19 protein-coding genes are annotated in these 23,847 nt (G+C 45.4%); 14 read left to right on the plus strand and 5 right to left on the minus strand.

What is annotated here, in order from left to right:
* The first annotated feature begins 115 nt into the window (after window positions 1–115).
* From HC660_RS04020 to HC660_RS04030, 3 genes are all read left to right on the plus strand, one after another.
* Window positions 116–985: an STAS domain-containing protein gene (locus HC660_RS04020; protein WP_168747162.1), complete on the plus strand. Its 870-nt coding sequence runs from the start codon at window positions 116–118 to the stop codon at window positions 983–985.
* 155 nt (window positions 986–1,140) lie between these two features.
* Window positions 1,141–1,308 (plus strand): YezD family protein, encoded by a 168-nt coding sequence (locus HC660_RS04025; RefSeq protein ID WP_010333321.1) that lies wholly within the window; start codon window positions 1,141–1,143, stop codon window positions 1,306–1,308.
* A 115-nt stretch (window positions 1,309–1,423) separates the two neighbouring features.
* The gene (locus tag HC660_RS04030; RefSeq protein WP_010333322.1) at window positions 1,424–2,068 is read left to right on the plus strand and encodes a Bax inhibitor-1/YccA family protein; all 645 of its coding nucleotides are present in this window, start codon (window positions 1,424–1,426) and stop codon (window positions 2,066–2,068) included.
* Window positions 2,069–2,246: 178 nt separating this feature from the next.
* Here the strand turns inward: HC660_RS04030 and yetL are convergent, their stop codons facing one another.
* Complete coding sequence (gene yetL / locus HC660_RS04035; RefSeq protein ID WP_168747163.1) at window positions 2,247–2,750, minus strand: transcriptional regulator YetL; 504 nt, start codon at window positions 2,748–2,750, stop codon at window positions 2,247–2,249.
* A 161-nt stretch (window positions 2,751–2,911) separates the two neighbouring features.
* On the opposite strand from yetL, the gene HC660_RS04040 reads away from it, so the two are divergent.
* Together HC660_RS04040 and HC660_RS04045 are read left to right on the plus strand one after the other, a co-directional pair.
* Entirely contained in the window at window positions 2,912–4,021 is a 1,110-nt protein-coding gene (locus tag HC660_RS04040) for an FAD-dependent oxidoreductase (RefSeq protein WP_168747164.1), read from the plus strand.
* Between the two features lie 183 nt (window positions 4,022–4,204).
* Window positions 4,205–5,710 carry an excalibur calcium-binding domain-containing protein gene (locus HC660_RS04045; RefSeq protein ID WP_168747165.1) on the plus strand — a complete coding sequence of 502 codons (1,506 nt, stop codon included), beginning with the start codon at window positions 4,205–4,207 and terminating at the stop codon, window positions 5,708–5,710.
* Between the two features lie 74 nt (window positions 5,711–5,784).
* On the opposite strand, the gene HC660_RS04050 is transcribed toward HC660_RS04045, so the two are convergent.
* Window positions 5,785–6,858, minus strand: a complete 1,074-nt coding sequence (locus HC660_RS04050; protein ID WP_168747166.1) for a DUF3900 domain-containing protein — start codon at window positions 6,856–6,858, stop codon at window positions 5,785–5,787.
* Between the two features lie 149 nt (window positions 6,859–7,007).
* Between HC660_RS04050 and HC660_RS04055 the strand changes: the two genes are divergently transcribed.
* The 7 genes from HC660_RS04055 (at window position 7,008) to HC660_RS04085 (ending at window position 17,626) form a co-directional block, all read left to right on the plus strand.
* Window positions 7,008–10,196, plus strand: a complete 3,189-nt coding sequence (locus HC660_RS04055) for a bifunctional cytochrome P450/NADPH--P450 reductase (RefSeq protein WP_168747167.1) — start codon at window positions 7,008–7,010, stop codon at window positions 10,194–10,196.
* Between the two features lie 454 nt (window positions 10,197–10,650).
* Window positions 10,651–12,570 carry a lipoteichoic acid synthase LtaS1 gene (gene ltaS1 / locus HC660_RS04060; protein ID WP_024120525.1) on the plus strand — a complete coding sequence of 640 codons (1,920 nt, stop codon included), beginning with the start codon at window positions 10,651–10,653 and terminating at the stop codon, window positions 12,568–12,570.
* Between the two features lie 240 nt (window positions 12,571–12,810).
* Window positions 12,811–13,575, plus strand: a complete 765-nt coding sequence (locus HC660_RS04065; protein ID WP_010333331.1) for a glucose-1-phosphate cytidylyltransferase — start codon at window positions 12,811–12,813, stop codon at window positions 13,573–13,575.
* Between the two features lie 6 nt (window positions 13,576–13,581).
* Window positions 13,582–14,550 (plus strand): GDP-mannose 4,6-dehydratase, encoded by a 969-nt coding sequence (locus HC660_RS04070; protein ID WP_168747168.1) that lies wholly within the window; start codon window positions 13,582–13,584, stop codon window positions 14,548–14,550.
* 22 nt (window positions 14,551–14,572) lie between these two features.
* The gene (locus tag HC660_RS04075; RefSeq protein WP_010333333.1) at window positions 14,573–15,484 is read left to right on the plus strand and encodes a putative nucleotide-diphospho-sugar transferase; all 912 of its coding nucleotides are present in this window, start codon (window positions 14,573–14,575) and stop codon (window positions 15,482–15,484) included.
* Between the two features lie 28 nt (window positions 15,485–15,512).
* Window positions 15,513–16,676, plus strand: a complete 1,164-nt coding sequence (locus HC660_RS04080) for a glycosyltransferase family 2 protein (protein ID WP_010333334.1) — start codon at window positions 15,513–15,515, stop codon at window positions 16,674–16,676.
* A 14-nt stretch (window positions 16,677–16,690) separates the two neighbouring features.
* Window positions 16,691–17,626, plus strand: coding sequence for a putative nucleotide-diphospho-sugar transferase (locus HC660_RS04085; RefSeq protein WP_168747169.1), 936 nt, complete (start codon window positions 16,691–16,693; stop codon window positions 17,624–17,626).
* A 29-nt stretch (window positions 17,627–17,655) separates the two neighbouring features.
* Here HC660_RS04085 and HC660_RS04090 read toward each other — a convergent pair whose 3' ends face one another.
* From HC660_RS04090 to bcaP, 3 genes are all read right to left on the minus strand, one after another.
* Window positions 17,656–18,888, minus strand: coding sequence for an MFS transporter (locus HC660_RS04090; RefSeq protein ID WP_010333336.1), 1,233 nt, complete (start codon window positions 18,886–18,888; stop codon window positions 17,656–17,658).
* 113 nt (window positions 18,889–19,001) lie between these two features.
* Window positions 19,002–19,712 carry a YjjG family noncanonical pyrimidine nucleotidase gene (locus tag HC660_RS04095; protein ID WP_168747170.1) on the minus strand — a complete coding sequence of 237 codons (711 nt, stop codon included), beginning with the start codon at window positions 19,710–19,712 and terminating at the stop codon, window positions 19,002–19,004.
* A gap of 103 nt (window positions 19,713–19,815) precedes the next feature.
* Window positions 19,816–21,201, minus strand: a complete 1,386-nt coding sequence (gene bcaP, locus HC660_RS04100; protein WP_010333339.1) for a branched-chain amino acid transporter BcaP — start codon at window positions 21,199–21,201, stop codon at window positions 19,816–19,818.
* 247 nt (window positions 21,202–21,448) lie between these two features.
* Here bcaP and yfmT point away from each other — a divergent pair, with 247 nt between their 5' ends.
* Both yfmT and HC660_RS21335 read left to right on the plus strand, forming a co-directional pair.
* Window positions 21,449–22,906 (plus strand): benzaldehyde dehydrogenase, encoded by a 1,458-nt coding sequence (yfmT, locus tag HC660_RS04105; RefSeq protein WP_168747171.1) that lies wholly within the window; start codon window positions 21,449–21,451, stop codon window positions 22,904–22,906.
* A 468-nt stretch (window positions 22,907–23,374) separates the two neighbouring features.
* Window positions 23,375–23,779, plus strand: coding sequence for a methyl-accepting chemotaxis protein (locus HC660_RS21335; RefSeq protein WP_369888597.1), 405 nt, complete (start codon window positions 23,375–23,377; stop codon window positions 23,777–23,779).
* Window positions 23,780–23,847: the final 68 nt, after the last annotated feature.

Here is a 23,847-nt window from a genome sequence, read left to right on the forward strand (position 1 = left end):
AGAATTGGCATGCGCTCAGTGTGCAGAATCAATCTATTTTTCCCTAGTCCCATTCACAATTTCGATTTATAATTTTATAATATAAGAGCTTCTATTACGAAAAAGGAGACAGACCGTGAATATCGATCAAAAACTATATCAATATATCATAGACCATACGGCTGACATTACTGAGAAATGGTTCAGTTTACGGAGGCAGCTGCAGGGCGAATTATATTCCGCCGAGCATTTAAGTGAAGATACGAAAAAGCTTTTGACGGAGCAACATACGTTTACTAATATAACAATCGCAAGTGCATTCCTGGAGGAACAAACCGAATTTCAAGACAATATGGCAAAATGGGCGCTGAATGTTGCGAAAAAAAGAGTAGAGCAAGATGTTCCGGTGCATGAGGTCGTTGAAGCCATATCAAATTCAAGAATCGCATTCTGGGATGCTGTTGTTACGTTTATAAAAGAGCATCGGGATATCGTCACAAATGAGGATGCTGACCGCTGGAATCGTATTGTGAATCAGTCTTTCGATAAGCTGATTATTGAGTTTTCCGAGCAGTATCAAAAATTTATGCTGATGAGGCTCACTTCTCAGCAGGAATTAATCAGTGAATTAGGCTGTCCGGTGATTTCCATTGCGGATGGAATCGGCATATTGCCGCTGATTGGCTCTGTCGACACAAAACGTGCGCAGGTGATTTTAGAGACAGTGCCGGTACGATGCATTGAGAGAAAAATTACAAGCCTTGTAGTCGATCTTTCCGGCGTCCCGATTGTGGATACAATGGTTGCGCAGCAATTGTACAACCTGTCGAAAACACTTTTCTTACTTGGCGTCAAAGCCGTTTTTTCAGGTATTCGACCGGATGTCGCCCAAACATCGATTCAATTAGGGCTTGATTTCAGTGAATATGAAACATACGGCTCGTTGAAGCAGGCGCTTGAAAACATGGGCGTCCGTTGTATTATTGAGGAATTGGAAGAAAACTAAGATGAAATCTGATGAGGCATATGACCGTCCCTTGAGTGGGTGATCATATGCCTTTTTGATTTGAATGGAAATCACCATTGATTTATTGGAAAAAACATAATATTATAATTCTTATAAGAATACTATGAATTAAAACTGAACAGGGGGTAAGGTCATTGCTTTCAAAAACAACCGTTGATCCGAAAGTGATTGAAAAAATCATCAGCTCGTTGGAAACACTGGATTTCGGCACCGTTCAAATCACCGTACATGATTCCCAGGTCACCCAGATTGAGAAGGTGGAAAAGCACCGTTTCTCACTGAAAAGCAAAGAATCGAAGTAAAAGAGGTGTTTTAAAGGTTTTTGTTCGACATTAAATTCTCCTTAAAACATATACATATTTCATCCATTTTTTATATAATAGACCTTTAAGATCATTTCTTAGGAGGATTTTTGACATGCAAGCTACAGTTCATGAGAGTAAGCATTCGATCATGCAGCGCATTTTGACAGTGTTTATCTTTACACTGCTGATCGCAACCGTCGGGCTGTACATCGGCCAGTTTATTCCTGTCGCTTTGATGCTGCCGCTTTCGATCCTTGAAGTGGCGATGATCATTATCGCCTTCTGGATGCGCAGAAGAAAAGCGGTCGGGTATGCGTTTGTTTATACATTCGCCTTCGTTTCCGGCATTACCCTATTTCCGATTGTCAGCCACTACGCTTCGATTGCCGGCGCCTATGTGGTACTTGAAGCGTTCGGATCTACATTTTTAATTTTTGCTGTGCTCGGTACAATCGGCGCAAAAATGAAGAAGGATTTATCGTTCCTGTCATCGTTTCTGCTCGTAGCGCTCATCGCACTAATTGCGGTTGGCATTTTCAGCATCTTCAGCCCGCTGAATTCCGCGGCGATGATGGCGTATTCCGTTATTGGAACCATCGTCTTTTCCCTTTATATCTTGTATGATTTGAACCAAATCAAACACCGCGATATTACGGAGGACTTAATTCCGGTTATGGCATTATCACTGTACCTTGACTTTATCAACTTGTTCATCAACCTGCTTCGCTTCTTTGGCATTTTAAGCAGTGATGATTAATCAGAAAGCGCCTGTCATTGAGATAGGCGCTTTTTGTGACGGTTGGCGTTTTATTATGTACCAGTGGTGTCCGGCATTTTTACATCTGTTCTGAGCGGCATTGTGTTTGTGATCAGCGGCATATTTGTCACCGTGCTTAAAAAAAAGTACTGTAGCCTGTCCAGATCAGACGGGTTTTTTAGTCTTTAAACACGCTTAGCTTTTCAAACATATCACTCAGCATATTTACGAACATGTCTTTTTCCTCATTGCTGTAGTTCTCCATTACTGCGGAAATCCTGCTGAAATGGCCCGGCAGAAATTGCTCCAGCCGTTCTTTGCCTTCCTTTGTCAGCTCAATGCTGATTTTTCGTTTATCCTCGTTGTGATGCCTGCGCCGGACAAATCCGTCCCTCGTCAGTCCGTCAAGCAGGCCGGTAATCGTTGCCTTCGTGACGTTTGATTGCTTGGCGAGCTCCGTTGGGCTTAACGTGTGGTCCTTTGCGTCGAACAAAAGCATCAGGATTTTAAATTTTCCTTCAGACAATCCGCGTCTGGAAAAATAATGCTCCATCACATGATTCATTTTTTTCGAGATATCAAACAAAGATAAAAACAATTCAAGAGAGCCGGCGTCCACATTGGAATACGTCTCGGCGTGTTCTGTTATATGCTTGTATTGCGGTAAATGTTTTAATTCCATCACAATAAGCTCCCGTACGTTTGTCGTGACACGATTATAATGGAGAGAAAATCAGAACGCAACCTGTGTTGGAGGTGATTGACAGCTGTTTACCGGACATAGTAAGGTAATGTAGTTAGGTGCCTAACTACATACAGCGAACTGAAAAGGTGGTTATCAACATGAAACATATACTGATAGCGGGAGGCGGAATTGGCGGGCTGTCGGCAGCCATTTCTCTCAGGAAAGCAGGTTTTTCCGTCACCTTATGTGAAGCGGCTGCAGAAAACCGCAAGACCGGCGCGGGGATTCTCCAGCCGCAAAACGCACTGGCGGTGTTAAAGGAGCTGGGCGTATTTGAAGAGTGCTGCGAGCATGGATTTCAAACAGCGTGGTTTAAAACATTCGATAAGCAGGGGAATCTATTATTCAAAGTCAGTGAGTCTTTCTTAGATGATAAGCTTCCGGGCCGCAATAATATCCTGCGAAAAACGTTAAATGACATTCTCATCAAGCATGCCGAAGCTTCGGGCGCAAGGATTTTGTGGGGGAAAAAGATTGTGGCTTATGAAGAAACGCCTGAAGCGGTTACTGCTGTATGTGATGATGGAGAAAAGATGCAGGCTGACATTCTGGCGGGCTTTGACGGCATTCATTCCATTGTGCGGGATGCAATGCTGCAAAAAGAAATAGAAAAAGAGTTTCTCGGCATGGGGGCGTGGCGCTTTTATATCGAGCTTCCCGATTACACATTTGAGGACGCGACATTGATGTACAGAAGCGGAGAGACACAAATTGGCGTCGTGCCATTGGCGGAACACGCCGGCTATGTCTTCGTCCTCCAGCCTTGCACGAGCGATTACTGGGATGAGGAAGAGACCCGGTTTGATAGAGTCAAAGAGATCCTCTCAGGCTTCCCGGGGCTTGATTTTGTCACAAAGCATATGTCAAAAGAACACCCCGTCATTTTTAATAAACTGGAGCAGGTCGCCGTGCAGGAGCCATGGTACAAAGGCCGCGTTGTCATCGGAGGAGACGCCGCCCACGCCGGAGCGCCGACCTTGGCACAAGGAGCGGCCATGGCCATTGAAGATGCGATTGTGCTTTCCGAAGAGCTCAAAAAGCATGACGACCTCGAAACCGCGTTTCAGGCATACGACGAAAGAAGAGCACCAAGAGCGCTCAAAGTGCAGGACTTATCTTCAGAAATCGTCCGCCGCGGGCTGAAAGGAGAGCCGGGAGCGGAAGAGCTGATTGGGGAGTGCTATGCGGTGTTGAGGGAAGGGTATTAAAAAGGAAAAGTCCAGAATTGAATTCTGGACTTTTTAATTTTTTAAAGAGGTAGGTACTTTATGACAATTAGGATTTTTTAATATCAATCTCTTGATGTAAATACATTCTCTATTTGGTAAAATTAACTTAAAATTATTTCTTGCTGACTAGTTTTTATTAACGGTTAACATAGGGAGGAAATTATGCAAAAGTGGGTAGGTAAACGCCCTACAATGGGGCAAAAAAACTTAGTAGCAAAGTACAAAAGATTATTACAAAAGGAAGAAAGTGTTACCTTAACGTCACAAGAAAAAGTTCTAAAGATCATTGAAGTTGAATGTGATAAAAAAAGTAGCCGGGAACTAAAAGGAGTACTAGGACTTACTACACAAGCCATTTTCTTCGTTTCCAAGCATGAAAGAATGAGATATGAGTATTCCCAGATCAGTGATATTGATGTAAGAAATGATGAAAAAGAAAAAAATAATTTGAGATTAAGCCTTAAGATAGGTCGGTCAAAGCGCAGGTTTGATGATATTAAAAAGAATGATGATAGCCAAGAATTTATAGAGATTTTAGAATACATGATATCTAATCAATCAAAAGAAATTCTAACAACTGTTACACATGATTTTGATTATTTTTTACATGCTGAAAAATTAGCTGTTTTACAAAATCAAAACGTTCATATTACCTCTTTTCTATTGGAGAGAGACAATCTAAGTTTTACGAAAAATGGTGAACGCTTATTGCGTGAAAAACATAAAAATGCTGCCTTAGTAGCTGAAGGTTTTTTCCAAGAGGATAAACAAAAAAAGGGTAATTTTATTGTGCTTGAATCTCAAGTGGTCTATTTATATGAATTTGATAATAAAGAGAGAAAAGCAAGATTGCTATACAAATGGGATTTTATATACTTTTCTGGCGCAATGGTTGATCGGTTTGCAATAAAAACAGTTGTTAATGTTCCGGAAACAGGCAATAGACTGGTTATATATTTATTTGGCAAGGAATTTGTTTCTATTTTAAATGACGCAAATATTCTCCTTAAACAGAAGAAGCGCAAGTGGTATCAAAAAATATTAGGATTCAGGAGCGGTATATGGTGGAAGAGATCGATTGCTTCGCTGGTATACCTTTTGTTATTGCTATTAATCTTTAGCACAATTTTTGGAGAGGAAACTAAAGAATCTAATTCTGCAGAATCAAGCGATAAAACTTCTGTTTCAAATACCGAACAAAAGGTAGAACAGAAAGAAAAAGAAAGCAATCATGAAGATAATGGGCAACAAAATAATAAGTCTAAGCAAGAGGAAAAAGCAGAAAAGCAAGCAGAAGAAAAACGTAAGCAAGAGGAAGAAGCAAAGCAAGCAGAGAAAGAACGACTAGCAGAAGAGAAACGTAAGCAGGAGGAAGAAGTGCGACTAGCCGAAGAAAAGCGTAAGCAAGAGGAAGAAGCAAAGCAAGCAGAAAAAGAACGACTAGCAGAAGAGAAACGCAAGCAGGAGGAAAAAGTGCGGCTAGCCGAAGAAAAGCGTAAACAAGAGGAAGAGGCACAACAAGCAGAAGCTCAAGAACAACAGACTAATGTCTATTACAAAAATTGTACAGCAGCACGTCAAGCTGGTGCAGCTCCTATACATATCGGTGAACCCGGTTATGGAAAACACCTCGACCGTGATGGTGACGGAATTGGTTGTGATCGTTAACTAATAATGAATATATGACTGTTTTAGAAAAAGAGAGAATGTTATATTCTGAATCATTCTCTCTTTTTATTTATTTAATCATCATTTAAATGTTTCCCTTTTATCCGCTCAATCACCTCATGCAGCCCCTCCGGTTTATAAAACTCCACCGGCGAACTGCCCTTCTCAAACGAAATCGTCTCCGCTTCAATCAGCGCGACATAGCGCCCGTTCACTTTTGCGAGATGAATCGATTCGCCAAAATCAGCTAGCAATCCTTTAATCTCGGTTTCTCCGACTTTCATTTTCAGCTCGGCCTCCGGCGTGTGCTCAATGATCTGGGCGGAGGCTTCGATCACTTGATGTGTGTCGAGGCGTTCTTGGATTTCCCGCTTTTCGCTCGCTTCCCAGATTTCGATGTCTTGTTCAAACTGCTTGAGCTCTTCGCTATTGTCCTCAAATGTCTCATAGACGTGTTCCTGCACCATGTTCATGACCTGGGTTTTCATGATTTCCGGCATTGATTCACCGTACTCAACGAATTTCAGGAAATCCTCGAAATAGCGGGCGTGCGAGGCCTGGTGGATTTTCAGCTCGCCTTCCTCGATCATTCCTTCCTCCGGCATGAACGGGTATTGGATGCTCTTCATGTTTTTTGTCGTGATGGCCATTTCGACTTTTTTAATGAGGGAAGACGCGTCTGAGATGCGGGCGACCTTCGGCTCAAAATCACATTTCATAATGAAGACAAATGACTCGTCGAAGTATTTTCTCGGCACAGCCGAAGCGACTAAGAACACACCGCCGCGGACCGCGCTCGTGTCGAGGTACGTGCGGACGAACTGTTCGCTCAGCTCGTTAAAGTCCTCTTTTGTTTCCGCCAGGCGGGCGCGGTTGAACAAGTTGTAGTTCGGGTTGGAATCCAGCTCGTGGCCGGGCTCGACGATAAAGTGGCCGATTTTCGTCGGCACCTGCTCGGATGGCGGATGGCGGTCGGCTTTCCGTTTGACGATTTTTTTTAGCTCTCCGTCAAGAAAGTCCTTCAGCTCGCTTTCTTCAAACTCCTCTGTATCAAGGGTCTGGAAGTGCTTGAATTGCTTGTTTGCCTGCTCATCCTTGCCTTCCACCTGTATGACATAAAAGGATAAAAATCGAATTTCAAAATCCATATGTGAACTCACCTTATTTGCGTATTGTACAGCTTCTCAAGTATAGAAAAAACAACGATCAGGCGTCAATCAGAGAAATGGAATAATCGTCACCATGAAAGGGAAATGTAGTCAGATAGAAAGCATTACATACGGAAAGGAATGGTTCGATGAAGGAAACAAGCCCGATTCCTCAGCCGAAGACGTTTGGACCGCTCGGCAATCTTCCTTTAATTGATAAAGATAAACCGACTCTGTCACTGATCAAATTGGCGGAAGAACAAGGCCCCATTTTTCAAATTCACACACCGGCGGGTACGACAATTGTGGTGTCCGGCCATGAATTCGTGAAAGAAGTTTGTGATGAAGAGCGTTTCGATAAAAGCATTGAAGGCGCTTTGGAAAAGGTTCGAGCGTTTTCGGGTGACGGATTGTTTACAAGCTGGACGCACGAGCCCAACTGGAGAAAAGCGCACAACATTCTCATGCCGACGTTCAGCCAGCGGGCCATGAAGGATTATCATGAAAAAATGGTTGATATCGCTGTTCAGCTGATTCAAAAGTGGGCTCGGCTCAATCCGAATGAAGCAGTCGATGTTCCCGCTGATATGACCCGGCTGACATTGGACACGATTGGGTTATGCGGGTTTAACTATCGTTTTAACAGCTACTACAGAGAAACGCCTCATCCGTTTATCAACAGCATGGTGCGCGCGCTGGATGAAGCGATGCACCAGATGCAGCGGCTCGATGTTCAAGATAAACTCATGGTCAGAACAAAGCGTCAATTCCACCACGATATTCAAACGATGTTTTCGTTAGTCGACAGCATTATTGCGGAGCGCAAGGCGGATGGAGATCAGGATGAAAAAGATTTGCTCGCCCGGATGCTGAAGGTGGAAGATCCGGAGACCGGGGAGAAGCTTGATGATGAAAATATCCGTTTTCAGATCATTACATTTTTAATTGCCGGGCATGAAACAACGAGCGGCCTGCTGTCGTTTGCGATCTACTTTTTATTGAAGCATCCTGACAAACTGAAAAAGGCGTATGAAGAGGTCGACCGGGTGCTGACGGGTGCAGCGCCGACCTATAAACAAGTGCTCGAGCTGAAATACATACGGATGATTTTAAATGAATCACTGCGCTTATGGCCGACGGCTCCGGCTTTCAGTCTTTATCCGAAGGAAGATACGGTCATTGGCGGAAAATATCCGATCACAACCAAGGACAGAATTTCTGTCTTGATTCCGCAGCTTCACCGCGATCAAGACGCATGGGGAGAGGACGCTGAAGAATTTCGTCCAGAACGGTTCGAACATCAGGACCAAGTGCCTCATCATGCCTACAAGCCGTTCGGGAATGGACAGAGAGCCTGTATTGGCATGCAGTTTGCCCTGCATGAGGCTACGCTTGTGCTGGGCATGGTATTAAAATATTTTACTTTGATTGATCACGAGAATTACGAGCTTGATATCAAACAAACGCTGACACTTAAGCCCGGTGATTTTCACATCCGAGTTCAAACGCGAAATCAGGAAGCGATTCATGCCGGCGTCCCGTCGGAGGAAAAAGCGGCGCACGACGATGAACAAAAGAGCAAACAGGAAACGAAGAGTGCTTCGGTTATCGGTCTCAACAACCGGCCGCTACTCGTACTGTATGGCTCTGATACCGGCACCGCGGAAGGCGTCGCCCGGGAGCTTGCCGATACAGCGAGTCTTCACGGGGTAAGGACTGAGGTGGCGCCCTTGAACGATCAGATTGGAAAGCTGCCGAAAGAGGGAGCCGTTGTGATCGTCACCTCTTCCTATAATGGAAAACCGCCAAGCAATGCGGGTCAGTTTGTGCAGTGGCTTGACGAAATACAGCCAGGTGAGCTGGAGGGTGTCCATTATGCGGTGTTTGGCTGCGGAGATCATAACTGGGCAAGCACGTATCAGTACGTTCCGCGAACCATCGACGAGCAGCTAGCGGAAAAAGGGGCGACCCGTTTTTCTGCACGCGGAGAGGGCGATGTCAGCGGTGATTTTGAAGGACAGCTTGACCAGTGGAAAAAAAGCATGTGGTCGGACGCCATCAAAGCCTTCGGACTCGAACTTAATGAAAACGCTGATAAGGAACGAAGCACGCTGAGCCTTCAGTTTGTCAGGGGGCTGGGAGAATCCCCATTAGCCCGGTCGTATGAAGCGGTTCACGCATCCATTGCGGAAAATCGAGAACTCCAGTCCGCAGACAGTGGCCGCAGCACCCGCCATATCGAAATTGCGCTGCCTTCTGGCGTCGAATATCGGGAGGGCGATCACCTTGGCATTCTTCCAAGGAACAGCCGGACAAATGTCAGCCGGATTCTTCACAGATTTGGCTTAAAAGGAACGGACCAAGTTACACTGACGGCAAGCGGGCGCAGCTCCGGGCACCTGCCTTTGGGTCGGCCTGTCAGCCTGCATGATCTGCTCAGCTACAGCGTTGAGGTGCAGGAAGCGGCAACCAGGGCGCAAATACGCGAGCTGGCCGCATTTACCGTCTGTCCGCCTCATAAACGTGAATTGGAAGATATGACGGAAGAGGGCGTTTATCAGGAACAAATTTTGAAAAAACGGATTTCCATGCTGGATCTGCTCGAGCAATATGAATCATGTGAAATGCCGTTTGAACGGTTTTTAGAGCTTTTACGCCCGTTAAAACCGCGGTATTATTCGATTTCAAGCTCCCCGCGGGTGAATCCGGAACAAGCCGCGATAACTGTAGGCGTTGTGCGCGGGCCGGCTTGGAGCGGCAGCGGCGAATATCGTGGAGTGGCATCGAATGACTTGGCGGAGCGGAAGGCGGGAGATGATGTCGTGATGTTTGTCCGCACGCCGGAATCCCGATTTCAGCTTCCGGAAGACCCTGAAACACCAATCATCATGGTGGGGCCGGGAACAGGAGTTGCGCCATTCCGCGGATTCCTGCAAGCCCGGTCAGCTTTAAAACGCGAGGGAAAAACGCTCGGCGAAGCCCATCTTTATTTTGGCTGCAGAAACGATCGCGATTTTATTTACCGAGATGAGCTTAGGCAGTTTGAACAAGACGGAATTGTTACTGTGCACACGGCTTTTTCCCGTAAAGAAGGCATACCGAAAACGTACGTTCAGCACCTCATGGAGGAGCATGCGGAAACCTTAATTTCGATCCTCGACCGCGGCGGCCGTCTTTATGTATGCGGTGACGGCAGCAGGATGGCGCCTGATGTGGAGGCCGCGCTGCAAAACGCGTATCAATCTGTTCATGGCACCAGTGAAGAAGAAGCGCAAAACTGGCTCAGACATCTGCAGGAAACAGGCATGTATGCAAAGGATGTCTGGTCGGGAATTTAATTGATTGTTTTTACAAAGGACTGGAGAGATCCAGTCCTTTTGTTATGTCCTTTTTAAAAAAATGTGATCTCGCTAAACGTCTGTGCATACAATAACCACAGTCCGCCTGAAGGGCGGGCTGTCCTTAAGACCTATTTTTCGTTTTTGCTAGTTTATGTTATTCTTATACTCGGTATCTATTTCTTTTTTTCCAAAAGCGGGCAGGACAAAAGAAACCTTTTTTATTTCCGAGAAAAAAGTGAAACGAATTGAGGGCTTCTTTCGTCCAGTGTTTGGTTTGAAATAGGTGTAATAGAAATGGTATGTGCAAAACGTAAATATCCCGGTATAGCGCGGTATATTTATTTGTTGTGTGATGACTTGATTTTGTTGGAAAGAAGGAATTGGAAGACAGGATAAAAGAGAAAGTAAAAGTAAATAAAGACTTAACGTGTTTAAGAAAGTAGAGGTTGCCATGAAGAAACTTTTTTCTTACAAACTTAGCTTTTTTGTGTTGGCTGTTATACTGTTTTGGGCAAAAACGTATTTATCCTACAAAACAGAGTTTAACCTTGGGGTAAAAGGCACAACCCAAGAAATCCTTTTGGTGTTTAACCCGTTCTCAAGCGCCGTCTTCTTTTTAGGACTGGCTTTGCTTGCGAAAGGGCGAAAATCGGCTATTATCATGCTGATTATTGATTTTGTGATGACGTTCATTTTATATGCAAATATTTTATTCTATCGTTTCTTTGATGATTTCTTAACGTTCCCGAACATTAAACAGTCCGGCAACGTCGGAAACATGGGCGACGGTATTTTCAGCATCATGGCCGGTCATGATATTTTCTATTTCTTAGATATTATCATCTTGATTGCGGTATTGATCTGGAGACCTGAATTCAAAGGATTCAAAATGAAAAAACGTTTTGCGTCTTTGGTGATTCTTTCCGGGGTCGCACTGTTTTTCATCAACCTGCATTTTGCGGAAAAAGACCGCCCGCAGCTGCTGACAAGAACGTTTGACCGCAATTATATCGTAAAATACTTAGGTCTTTACAATTACACCATTTATGACGGTGTGCAGACGGCTCAAACAGAAACGCAAAGAGCGTATGCAAGCAGCGATGATCTGACAAGTGTCGAGAATTACACGACGTCTCATTACGCGAAGCCGAACGCTGAGTACTTTGGGTCTGCCAAAGGCAAAAACATCATTAAGATTCACCTGGAAAGCTTCCAGTCGTTCCTGATTGATTACAAGCTGAACGGTGAAGAAGTTACGCCATTCTTAAATAAACTGGCCCACGGCGGCGAAGACGTCACGTACTTCGATAACTTCTTCCATCAGACAGGTCAGGGGAAAACATCTGATGCCGAGCTGACAATGGATAACTCGATCTTCGGTCTTCCAGAAGGCTCCGCATTTGTAACAAAAGGCGAAAACACATACCAGTCGCTTCCTGCGATATTGGATCAGAAGGAAGGCTATACTAGCGCCGTCCTGCATGGTGACTACAAATCGTTCTGGAACCGCGACCAAATTTACAAACATATCGGCTATGACAAATTTTTCGACGCAAGCACGTATGACATGTCAGAAGAAAACATCATTAATATGGGGCTCAAGGATAAGCCGTTCTTTACAGAATCAATTCCAAAACTTGAATCTCTGAAAAAGCCGTTTTACGCACATTTGATTACCTTGACAAACCATTATCCGTTTAACTTGGATGAAAAAGACGCGACGATTAAGAAAGCGACGACTGGCGATAATACAGTCGACAGCTATTTCCAGACTGCCCGTTACCTTGACGAGTCCCTTGAGCAATTCTTCAAGGAACTGAAGGAAGCAGGTCTGTATGACAACTCAGTCATCATGATTTACGGTGACCACAATGGTATCTCTGAAAACCATAACCGCGCGATGAAAGAAATTCTCGGAAAAGAGATCACAGATTATCAAAACGCGCAAAACCAGCGCGTGCCTCTGATGATCCGCATCCCTGGCAAAAAAGGCGGAGTGAACCATACGTATGGCGGCGAAATTGACGTCATGCCGACACTTCTTCACTTGCAAGGTATTGATTCTGAGAAATATATCAACTTCGGTACCGATTTATTCTCTAAAGACCACGACGACACAGTGGCGTTTAGAAACGGCGACTTCGTAACGCCGAAGTACACATCTGTCGACAATATCATCTATGATACGAAGACAGGTAAAGAAGTAAAAGCGAATGAAGATACGAAGAACCTGAAAACAAGAGTGACACAGCAGCTGAAGCTTTCTGACAGTGTCCTTTACAAAGACCTGCTGAGATTCCACAAACTCAGTGACTTTAAAGCCGTTGATCCGTCTGATTATCATTACGGCAAGGAAAAAGATATCGAATAAGACAAAGAAGAGCCTTGAGCGGGCGTATTGCCGCGCTCAGGGCTCTTTTTTTGTGTGGTTACATAACCAAGTTGAAAAAATAGATTCCATTTGGTCACCAAGGCCGCCTCTCTCTCATATCATTACAGTAGATTTTGAAACCGGTATTGGAATCGGACAAATTATCGGGGAAATGCCTTGATAGATTGTAAGGAGGTACCAAGGTTTCGAACTCAATATTCATAGAGATGAGGGGTAGAGATGAAAGCGGTCATTCTCTGCGGCGGAAAAGGAACGAGAATGAGTGAGGTCACGAATGAACTTCCTAAACCGCTCGCCATGATAGGCGGAAAACCGATTCTATGGCATATTATGAAAATCTATCAGTACTACGGAGTGAACGAGTTTATTCTGCTTTTAGGCTACAAAGGAGAAAAAATCAAAGAATATTTTCTGAATTACGAATGGAAGCACAACAGCCTCACGCTCGACAGCTCTACAGGAGAGGTGCAGATGCTGGGACAGCCTGAAACGTGGAAAATTACGTTTTTGGAGACAGGGGAAGATACGCTGACAGCCGGAAGAATCTTGCAGGCAAAGGACTATATCGGCAATGAAACGTTTATGCTCACCTATGGGGACGGGCTGGCCAATATCAATCTTTTTCATCTCATCAGCTATCATCAGACAAAGGGTGCTGCTGCGACTGTCACCGGCATTGATAAAGTCTCGCAGTTCGGCACCTTGACGGTTGAGGATGGTATAGCGAAAACTTTTTCTGAAAAGACATCGAGTGACGGCATCATCAATGGCGGATTTTTCGTTCTCGATCCAAAGGTTTTCGATTATTTGCCGAAGGACGGGAACGCCATGTTCGAAGACGAACCGCTGAAAAACCTTGCGAAAGACGGTGAACTTGCCGTGTATCGCCATTACGGATTTTGGACGGCAATCGATACGTATAAAAATCTTTTGGAAGTCAACAAGATGTGGGATCAAGGACAACATGTATGGAAGGTATGGTGAACTGATTTGAGTTTCTGGAAAAATAAAAACGTATTTGTTACGGGTTGTACAGGTCTTTTAGGAAGCTATTTGGTGAAAGAGCTGATCGAACAGGGCGCAAACGTGACGGGGCTTGTCAGAGATCATGTGCCTCAGTCCAATCTTTATCAGGGTGAACATGTGAAGAAAATGAACATCGTGCAGGGCGCTCTTGAAGATTTGCCCGTGATTGAACGCGCGCTTGGAGAGTATGAAATCGATACGGTGTTTCACCTCGCTGCACAAGCGATTGTCGGCGTTGCGAACCGCAACCCGGTTTCCACTTTTGAGGCGAATATTCTCGGCACGTGGAATGTTCTTGAGGCCTGCCGGAAGCATCCGTTAATCAAGCGTGTCATTGTCGCGTCAAGCGATAAAGCATACGGCGATCAAGAAAACCTTCCGTACGATGAAGATATGCCGCTGCAAGGCAAGCATCCGTACGACGTATCGAAAAGCTGCGCGGATCTGATCAGCCATACGTATTTTCACACCTATGGCCTGCCGGTCTGTATTACGCGCTGTGGAAATCTATACGGCGGCGGGGATTTGAACTTCAACCGTATCATTCCGCAGACGATTCAGCTTGTGCTGAACGGGGAAGCTCCCGAAATCCGCAGCGACGGCACCTTTGTCCGCGACTATTTCTATATTGAAGATGCCGTTCAGGCTTACCTGCTTCTGGCGGAGAAAATGGAGGAACTCAATCTCGCCGGGGAAGCCTTTAACTTCAGCAATGAGATTCAGCTGACTGTGCTTGAATTAGTCGAAACAATATTAAAGAAAATGAACAGCAATCTGAAGCCAAAGGTGCTGAACCAGGGAAGCAATGAAATCAAGCACCAATATTTATCCGCGGAAAAAGCGAGAAAGCTGCTGAATTGGACACCTGCTTACACCATTGATGAAGGACTTGAAAAAACCATTGGGTGGTATACAGAATTCTTCAAAAAGTAACGCGAAATGAGGTGAACATACCATGACGAGCGCCTATTGCACCGTTTTATCAAAAGGAAGATTATATCAGGCAGTCGCCTTATTTAAGTCTTTAGCGCAAGTCGATCAAGACAGCCCCATTTTTACGCTTTGTATGGATGATGACACGCACCGCGTATTGCAGAAATTGAATATGAAGCAGCTGACTCTTGTGCCGGTGGCAGCGCTTGAAAATGAAACGCTCCTGAAGCTGAAGGATACAAGGGATCAAAGCGAGTACTGCTGGACGATGAAGCCGATCTTTCTGCAAGCTGTGCTGAACAGCAATCCCGAGCTGGAACGGGTGACGTATATTGACGGAGATTTATTTTTCTACACCGATCCGTCACCGATATTTACGAATCAGCCGGACTGCTCGGTGCTGCTTTCCCGGGGCGATATCATTATTCCTTCGTTTGAAAGAGAGCAAATTGATATGCTGCAGCGTCTGTTAGGCAGATATAACTCTGGCTTTATCAGCTTTAAACATGATAAAGCAGGGACGGATTGTTTGGAGTGGTGGAAGGAGCGCTGTCTTGAGGAATGTAAAAATGCGCCGGGGGAAGGGAAATTCGGGGATCAGGGCTATTTGGATTATATGTCTGAGCTGTTTCCGAATGTGTGTGACATTACGACACCAGGTGTGAACATCGGCCATTGGAATTACGGACAGCACACGTTTTCCTGGAAGGATGGCCGGATTGTATTGGAAGATGGAAATCCGCTGATCTTCTATCATTTCAGCGGATATCGAATCGTCAGCATCAATGAAATCAAACAGATTCACGAAACAACACGCACAGACCTGCCGTTTGTGCATGAGCTGTACCAGCAGACCCTGCCGCATATCATTCAGCATATCAAAGCGCTAGACCCTGAATTTAACGGTTTTGCTTCAAAAGATGATAACAAATAAATGATTAAATACAGGAAGTGAAAATGAAGTGAAAGCAAGCGTTATTATTCCTGCATATAATTCAAAGGAGCGCCTCTATAACAGTCTTCTGTCCTTAAACCAGCAGGAGTGCGCTGAAGAGTTTGAGGTCATCGTAGCGGATAATGGCTCTGAGGACGGGACGCTCTCGATGCTCAAATCGTTTCAAGCGGACTTTCCGTTGATTTTTGTACGGATTAAAGAAAACAGGGGCATTGCCTACGGAAGAAATCAGGCGGTCCGCAATGCCAGAGGAGATATTCTGATATTCCATGACAGCGATATGCTTGCTGCCAAGGATCTTGTGGCAAAGCATATCAAAGCGCATGAAAACGAAGAGAATCTTGTCGTGTGCGGTTTGTTTTGGAAAAGAATCTACAGCTATTATTATGAGCGCTTTGAAGATGAACATAAGAAGCAGCTTGCAAAGTTATATGATGAAATGCCGAAAAAAGACAAACAAAAGCTTCTGTCAGAGGCGGATATCAAAAACGAAAGCTTCTTAAATCAAAGCTTTGACCTTGATACCGATTTTATTGACGTGCTGAAGCGGATACTGGATGAATACGGCGATGACTTAAAGGGCTACCATATGCCGTGGCGTTTTTTTATCACAAACAATTCATCAGTAAAACGAAAGCATGTGGCTGATCTCGGTTTGTTTGACGAAGGCATTGTACGGTACGGGTTCGAGGATTATGATCTTGGGATCAGGCTCCATCAGGCCGGACTGACGTTCAGACTGCATCGCGATATTGTCAGCGTTCATCAGGAGCACCCAAGCAATTGTCAGTCAGTAGACGATATCAGAACAAACATTGCCTATATGTGCGACAAATATAACAACATTCAGTCATTAGATGTTCATCTTGCCTTTAACGGCCCATTCCCTCCAGACATGACCAACAGGATCATGTCTGATATACACAAACTGCTGGACTCGAAGAAATACGACATGCTGTTGCATCTGTTTCTTGAGCTGCTCCATGTCGTGAAGGATCGCAATCTGGACCCGGATTGGCAGAAAAAAACACCGAGGGTGACTGCGAAAAACTTTGATTTGCAAGCCGTTAAAAAGCTTCTGCCAAAAGCGAAGAAGAAGCTTGGCGTGAACGATTTTTCTAATGCACTGTATGCGCTTGTCAATGATTTACTGCACGTGGATCTTAGATAAATGGATGTGGTATGGTGAGTCAATTTCATTTTTCAACAATAGTGTCAAGGACGCACATCTTTAAACTGATGCCTATGATTCATTCCCTCCATGAGCATTGTGATGATTTTCATTTATATGTGCTGTGTGTTGATCAGAAGGCATATGAATTGCTTCAGCACGTGCCATGGGAGCATGTCACCTTTGTGCAGCTTCATGAAATGGAAGATCCGGAGCTATTGGAAGCGAAAAGCAACAGAACGTTCCATGAGTATTGCTGGACACTGAAGCCCGCATTTTTGTTCCATGTCATGAGCCAGTGGGATGACGCCGAATATTATGCCCATATGGATACCGATCTGTTTTTCTTTTCTGATCCAGCGCGCATTTTTGCCGAAAACCCGGCGGCTGCTCTGTATTTGACCGATCACCGCAACTCGCCGCGGTTCATGTCTTATTATGAGCGGACCGGACGTTTTAACACAGGCTTTGTCGGCGCCCGGAATACAGAAGAAGCTTATAAAGCGGTATGGCAATGGAGACAGGATTGCATTGAATATTGCACGGTGGAAATGAATACGGAAAGAAAGACGTACGGAGATCAAAGGTATGTGGAGAAGTGGCCGGCGCAGTATCAGGGTGTGCATGTTGTCAAATCAACCGGAGTCAATACGGCGCTTTGGAATATAGAAAATTATAAGGTGACTCAAAAGAGCGGGCGCGTTTATCTAGATGAAACGCCGCTGATTTTCTATCATTTCTCCGGGTTTACGTTGGTGACGGAGAACGAATTTAATCTTTGCTGGTATTACCGCATTGAAGACGAAGCGGCAATTGAAATGATTTATATGCCGTATGTGTTAAATCTGAAAAGGTGGATTGACGAAATACAGACGGCATTTCCGGACTTTGCAGACGGCTTTATCCCGAAACACGCGGTGCCGGACACTCATTTTATACAGCTTGATTAAAAAACCCCTGCCGCCCGGCAGGGGTTTTTTCAGCTATGCCATTCTCTCAGTTTCTGGTCACTCGGCAAAAGAAACGCGAGGATGCCAAGAATCGGGAGAAACGCGATGGCAATCATGGTCGGGGTCAGTCCCGCGGCGTCAATTAGAGCACCAAGTGCCACAGCGCCGATTGCTCCCATACCGAAGGCAAGGCCGACGGTTAAACCGGACATCGTGCCGATTTTTCCGGGGACAAGTTCCTGTGCATATACAACCGTTACGGAAAAGCTCGACATGAGAACCAAGCCGATCAAAGCGAGTACGCCATAGGCCAGAACCGGACCGGCAAATGGAAGCAAAATCGCCAGCGGCGCTGAGCACAGCAGCGAGCAGAGAATGACGAATCGTTTTCCGAAACGGTCTGCGAGCGGGCCGCCGAGAAAGGTTCCGACAGCGCCAAACAGCAAAAAGACGAAAATATAGCTCTGAGCCTGCTGAATGCTTACGTGATATGTATTCATCGCATAAAACGTGTAAAAGTTGCCGATCGCACTCGTATACCAAGAACGCGCGAAAATCAAAAAGATAATAATAATAAGAGCAGATATAACGGACTTGGTGACAGACGAGTTTTGTACAGCGGCTCTCTTTTGGGTGCCCTGCTTCTGTGCAAGACTGCCGAGCCGAGCGGCGTACCATTTTGCAATATAAAGCAGAAACATAACTGCGAGCGCGGCAACAAGTGTAAACCAGACAGCACCGAATTGTCCGAGCGGAACAAGGATCAGCGCGGTAATCAGGGGTGCCATCGCTTGGCCTGAGTTTCCTCCGACCTGATAAATGGACTGGGCAAGCCCGCGTTTTGTGCCGGCGGCCATATAAGCCACACGGGAGCCTTCCGGGTGAAAAATAGCGGAGCCTAATCCGATGAAAAACACACAGCACAAGATCGTCACAAATGACGGGGCAAATGCAAGGCCCAATATGCCGAGCATGCTGGCAGTCAGGCCGATCGGCAGGGCGTACGGCCGCGGCCGTTTATCCGTATACCAGCCGACAACAGGCTGCATGACGGATGACACCATGTTTAACGTGAAAGCGATGATGCCGAGCTGTGTGAACGTCAAGCTCATGGAGCGTTCCAATATCGGAAACATGGCCGGAATCACAGCTTGCAGCGAATCGTTGAGCATGTGGCAGATTCCGATGATCATCAAGATCGGATACACGGTGGTGCCGGGTTTTTGAACAGGTTTTTCTTTAAGCGGGGCGGCAATAGCCAAATGATTCTCCTCCTAACATATATAACCAGTGCATACCACCATATTATTCATAAGGTGAAGGATTTATCAACAGGAAAAAAGACTCCTTCTGGAAGGGAAGCAGCACCTGCCGCTTAACAGTTGATGATTGTGTTTTCGATTTTGAGAATATGATATAGCTCTTCAAGCTTACGGATGTGATACGTCGGCACAACCTCTGTTTCATTGACATTCATGCCAGGGTTAAGCCAGCACGTATCAATTCCGGCGAGCTGTCCGCCTTTGATGTCCGCTGTCAGCGAATCGCCGATGAGTAAGGTGTGCTCCGCTGAAAAATGGGGAATCCGTTCGAACACATAGTCGAAGTACTCTTTCATCGGTTTTTGGAAACCTGTGTCTTCAGAAACGAAAATGTCCTTGAAGAACGGAAATAATCCTGAATCTCTGAGACGCTTATATTGAGTTCTGGAAACGCCGTTTGTCACGATATACAAATCAAAATGCTGTTCCAGTTTTGTGATGAGATCAAATGCCCCGTCCATAAGCTGGTGCCCTTCTTCAAGAAAGCTGCGATATTTCTGGTCTAGCAGCACTCCGTCTGCTTCATAGCCATATTCCTTGAACAAAGCGGAAAAGCGGGTGATCATCACTTCATCGCGAGTCATGTTTCCTCCTTCAAAGGCTCTCCAGAGGCCTTGATTAATTGTTCGATAACGGGACTCTATTTCATCGGTAAGAGGAATGTTCTGATCTTCAAACAGCAGGCGGAGCGCTGATTTTTCTGCTGCTGTAAAATCCAAAATGGTATTATCTACATCAAATAATAAAGTGCGGTATGGTTTCAAGGCTTGTCTTCCTTTCTGTATGTGTACTCAAAGTATAGCACACGCCAAAACGAAAAAAGCCGGCGGATTGGACGTTTAAAATGTCCGCACCGACGGCTTATCATTATTTGTTTAATAAGCTGTGTTTTTTTGCATAAAGGAAATAAACGAGCGTTCCGACGGCGATCCAGATAACAAATGAAAGCCATGTGATGCCTGGAAGGCTGTACATAAACCAAAGGCATATTCCAGCACTGATGATTGGCACAACCGGAACGAAAGGCACCCTGAAGGAGGCTTTGATTTCCGGATGTTTCTTTCTTAACACAATAACAGCGATCGAAATGACTGTAAATGCCGCAAGCGTCCCCATGTTTACAAGGTGCGCAAGTGTGCCGAGATTAATGAACCCTGCGATTCCCGCCGCGACGATTCCTGTCAGCCATGTGTTTCGGAACGGCGTTTTGAATGACGGATGAATTTTTGCGAACAAACCCGGCAATAGACCGTCTCTGCTCATGGCAAAGGTTAAACGGACCTGGGCGTACAGCAATGCGAGCATCACTGTTGTAATTCCGATGATGGCACCGACAGAAATAATTCCCGCAACCGCATCCTGGCCGACGAATTTAAGCGCAAAGGAAACCGGATCACCGACATTTAATTTGGCATAAGGCATCATCCCTGTCAAAACAAGCGATACCGTGATGTACAAAATGGTACAGACGGCCAGAGCTGAAATGATGCCGATCGGCATGTTTTTTTGCGGATGCTTCACTTCTTCTGAAGCGTTGGATACCGCGTCAAATCCGAGATACGCGAAGAAAACCGTTGCCGCGCTGACAATGACGCCTTTCATTCCAAACGGCATAAAAGGCGTCCAGTTATCAGGTTTGACATAACCGAAGCCGACAATAATGAACAATAAAATGATTCCAATTTTCATCAGCACAATCACGTTGTTGAAGCGTGTGCTTTCTTTGACGCCTCTGCTGACAATTGCAGTGATGATGAGAATAATGACCGCAGCCGGAAGGTTAAACACGGCACCCGGCGTACTTCCCGGAGCTCCTGCCAGCGCAGCAGGAATATGATAGTTGAAGCCGGCGAGCAGCGATTGAAAGTATGACGACCAGCCCGTGGCAACCGCCGACAGCGCAATGACATATTCAAGCATGAGATCCCAACCGATTAAAAAGGCGAGCAGCTCTCCAAGTGTGATATAGGAGTATGAGTACACGCTTCCCGAGATTGGTATCGAAGACGAAAACTCAGCATAACAGAAGGCGGCAAGCGCACAGGCAAGGCCCGCTAAAATAAACGATAAGATCAGGGCGGGACCGGCACCGGTCGCGGCCACTGTTCCTGTAATAACGAAGATCCCAGTGCCGATGACACACCCGATACCGAGAAGTGTTAAATCAAATGCGCTTAAAGTGCGAGCGAGGCTGTTGGATTGGCTCTGCGCATTTAATGTTTCAAGCGGTTTTTTCCTAAATAATGAACTCATGAAAAGTTCCTCCTGAAGATTTCAAAATATTCTAATCATTATATACATTTCTTGTTGTATTATATTGTCGAAATTTGACACAGTCAATCATATATTTTTCTGCTTTAAACGATAGAAGCTAAAAAGCGTTGTCGTATCATAATATAGTAATTTTTACAAAGGGGATATTGAATTTTGCTGATGGTGAACCGATAGAAATGATAGATTGGCCATATTTTGATTTGCTGGTAAAAAGGAGATGCTGACCATGTTTCAATATGAAGAATTAAACAAACAATTTATTGGCGGAAAATGGCAGGAGGGCAGCAGCCCAAATGTATTGGAAAACAAAAATCCTTATACTCAAAAAACAATCACATCCTTTCAAAAAGCGACAGCTGATGATGTAGATGAAGCGTACCGGGCGGCGGCTTTGGCAAAGAAAAAATGGGATGCGGTCAACCCATTCGAGAAAAGAGCAATCTTAGAAAAAGCCGTTACGTATATTGAAGAGAATGAAGAAGCCATCATTTATTTGATTATGGAAGAGCTGGGCGGAACAAGGCTGAAAGCAGCTTTTGAAATCGGACTCGTGAAAAACATCATCAAAGAAGCGGCGACGTTCCCTGTCCGCATGGAAGGGAAAATCCTTCCTTCTACAATAGACGGCAAGGAAAACAGATTATATCGAGTGCCGGCAGGCGTTGTCGGTGTCATCAGTCCTTTTAACTTCCCATTCTTTTTATCTATGAAATCAGTAGCCCCGGCACTGGGAGCAGGCAATGGCGTCGTTTTGAAGCCGCACGAAGAAACACCGATTTGCGGCGGTACGCTGATTGCGAAGATTTTTGAAAATGCGGGCGTTCCGGAAGGACTGCTGAATGTTGTTGTCACTGACATCGAAGAAATCGGTGACAGCTTTGTCGAACACCCGGTGCCGCGGATCATCTCATTTACAGGCTCTACGAAAGTGGGCAGTTACATCGGCCAGCTTGCGATGAAGCACTTTAAAAAGCCGCTTCTTGAGCTTGGCGGAAACAGCGCCTTTATCGTGCTTGAAGATGCGGATATCGAATATGCAGTCAATGCGGCAGTGTTCAGCAGATTTACCCATCAAGGACAGATTTGTATGTCAGCCAATCGCGTACTGGTTCACTCATCAATTTATGATCAATTCCTTGAGCTGTATCAGGCAAAAGTGGAATCGCTGAAAGTTGGTGACCCGATGGACCCTGATACGATTATCGGGCCTTTAATCAACAGCAGGCAGACTGACGGGTTAATGAAATCTGTTGAGAAAGCGATTGAAGAAGGGGCTGTTCCGGTGAAGCTAGGCGGATTTAACGGAACGATCGTGGAGCCGACCATCTTAAAAGACGTGAAACCGTTTATGAGCATTGCCAAGGAAGAGCTGTTCGGGCCAGTCGTCTCCTTCATGACATTTGATTCAGAAGACGAAGCGGTGGATATTGCAAACGATACCCCGTTTGGCTTAAGCGGAGCCGTACATACCTCCAACCTTGAACGCGGTGTGGCTTTTGCGAAACGCATTGAAACAGGCATGATTCACGTGAATGACACGACGATTAATGATGAACCGAATGTGGCATTCGGCGGTGAAAAGCAATCTGGCCTCGGCCGATTAAATGGCGAATGGAGTCTTGAAGAATTTACGACACTGAAATGGATTTCAGTTCAGCACGAAAAACGCAGCTTCCCTTACTAATAAAAGGAGTGATTGGAATTGAGCATAAGAACGGAAAATGAAACAGCAGATCTTCTAGACGCATTTGTAAAAGTAGCCCCTTATTTAAACAGCCTGGTTCAGGATGATATTACAATCGGCATTTATGATACAGAGAAATTGCTGGTCAATATTCCGGCAAAAACCTTCTCCCTTAACGTAAAAGCCGGAGATCCGCTGCAAGAAGGAGATATCATCACAGACGCGATCCGCAGCAATCAGAAAAAAACGAGCATGGTGCCGAAGGAATTGTTCGGTTTCCCATTGATCGCACGCGCCATCCCGCTTCATGACCAGAACGGAAGAGTGATTGGAGGAGTGGGCCTCGGCACGAGCCTTGAGGCGTCCTCTAAGCTTCATGATGTAGCGGAAAGCTTATCGGCTGTCGTTGAACAAACGGCTGCGGCCATTTCCGATATATCTGACTCCATTAATGGATTCTCATCGCAAATGTCGGGCATTTCCTCACAAGCGAAAAAGGTAAGCGAAAGCGCGGGAGAAATCGCCGATATTTCAGTAACCGTGAAAGGCATTTCTGATCAGAGCAATCTGCTCGGTTTAAATGCTGCGATTGAAGCCGCACGGGCAGGGGAGTCCGGAAAAGGCTTTTCTGTCGTAGCCGATGAAATCAGAAAGCTTGCGACGCATTCGAAAGAAAATGTCGGCCAGATCGATCAGATCACGAAAAAAATCCACAGCCTGTTAAAAGGGCTAGAAGAATCGATTGAATCGATTAATCAGCATACTGACGGACAAGCTGCGGCTGTTGAACAGATTTCCGCCACGATGCAGGAGATCTCAGGCAGTGCGCAGCATCTCGCTAAAATGGCAGAAAAAGCGCTTGAAGAAGAGTAAGAGACTGGGGACAGAGTCCCCGGTCTTTTTTTCTGTCCGGTACTTCCATGAAATTTGTCTGCTCTTTT

Source organism: Bacillus mojavensis, from assembly GCF_012648005.1.
Taxonomy (GTDB): Bacteria; Bacillota; Bacilli; order Bacillales; family Bacillaceae; genus Bacillus; species Bacillus mojavensis.

Coding starts and splice junctions, on each gene's coding strand:
- HC660_RS04030 (WP_010333322.1), top strand. CDS start 1,424: ATGCAAGCTACAGTTCATGAGAGTAAGCATTCGATCATGCAGCGCATT.
- yetL (WP_168747163.1), bottom strand. CDS start 2,750: ATGGAATTAAAACATTTACCGCAATACAAGCATATAACAGAACACGCC.
- HC660_RS04040 (WP_168747164.1), top strand. CDS start 2,912: ATGAAACATATACTGATAGCGGGAGGCGGAATTGGCGGGCTGTCGGCA.
- HC660_RS04045 (WP_168747165.1), top strand. CDS start 4,205: ATGCAAAAGTGGGTAGGTAAACGCCCTACAATGGGGCAAAAAAACTTA.
- HC660_RS04050 (WP_168747166.1), bottom strand. CDS start 6,858: ATGGATTTTGAAATTCGATTTTTATCCTTTTATGTCATACAGGTGGAA.
- HC660_RS04055 (WP_168747167.1), top strand. CDS start 7,008: ATGAAGGAAACAAGCCCGATTCCTCAGCCGAAGACGTTTGGACCGCTC.
- ltaS1 (WP_024120525.1), top strand. CDS start 10,651: ATGAAGAAACTTTTTTCTTACAAACTTAGCTTTTTTGTGTTGGCTGTT.
- HC660_RS04065 (WP_010333331.1), top strand. CDS start 12,811: ATGAAAGCGGTCATTCTCTGCGGCGGAAAAGGAACGAGAATGAGTGAG.
- HC660_RS04075 (WP_010333333.1), top strand. CDS start 14,573: ATGACGAGCGCCTATTGCACCGTTTTATCAAAAGGAAGATTATATCAG.
- bcaP (WP_010333339.1), bottom strand. CDS start 21,201: ATGAGTTCATTATTTAGGAAAAAACCGCTTGAAACATTAAATGCGCAG.
- yfmT (WP_168747171.1), top strand. CDS start 21,449: ATGTTTCAATATGAAGAATTAAACAAACAATTTATTGGCGGAAAATGG.
- HC660_RS21335 (WP_369888597.1), top strand. CDS start 23,375: ATGTCGGGCATTTCCTCACAAGCGAAAAAGGTAAGCGAAAGCGCGGGA.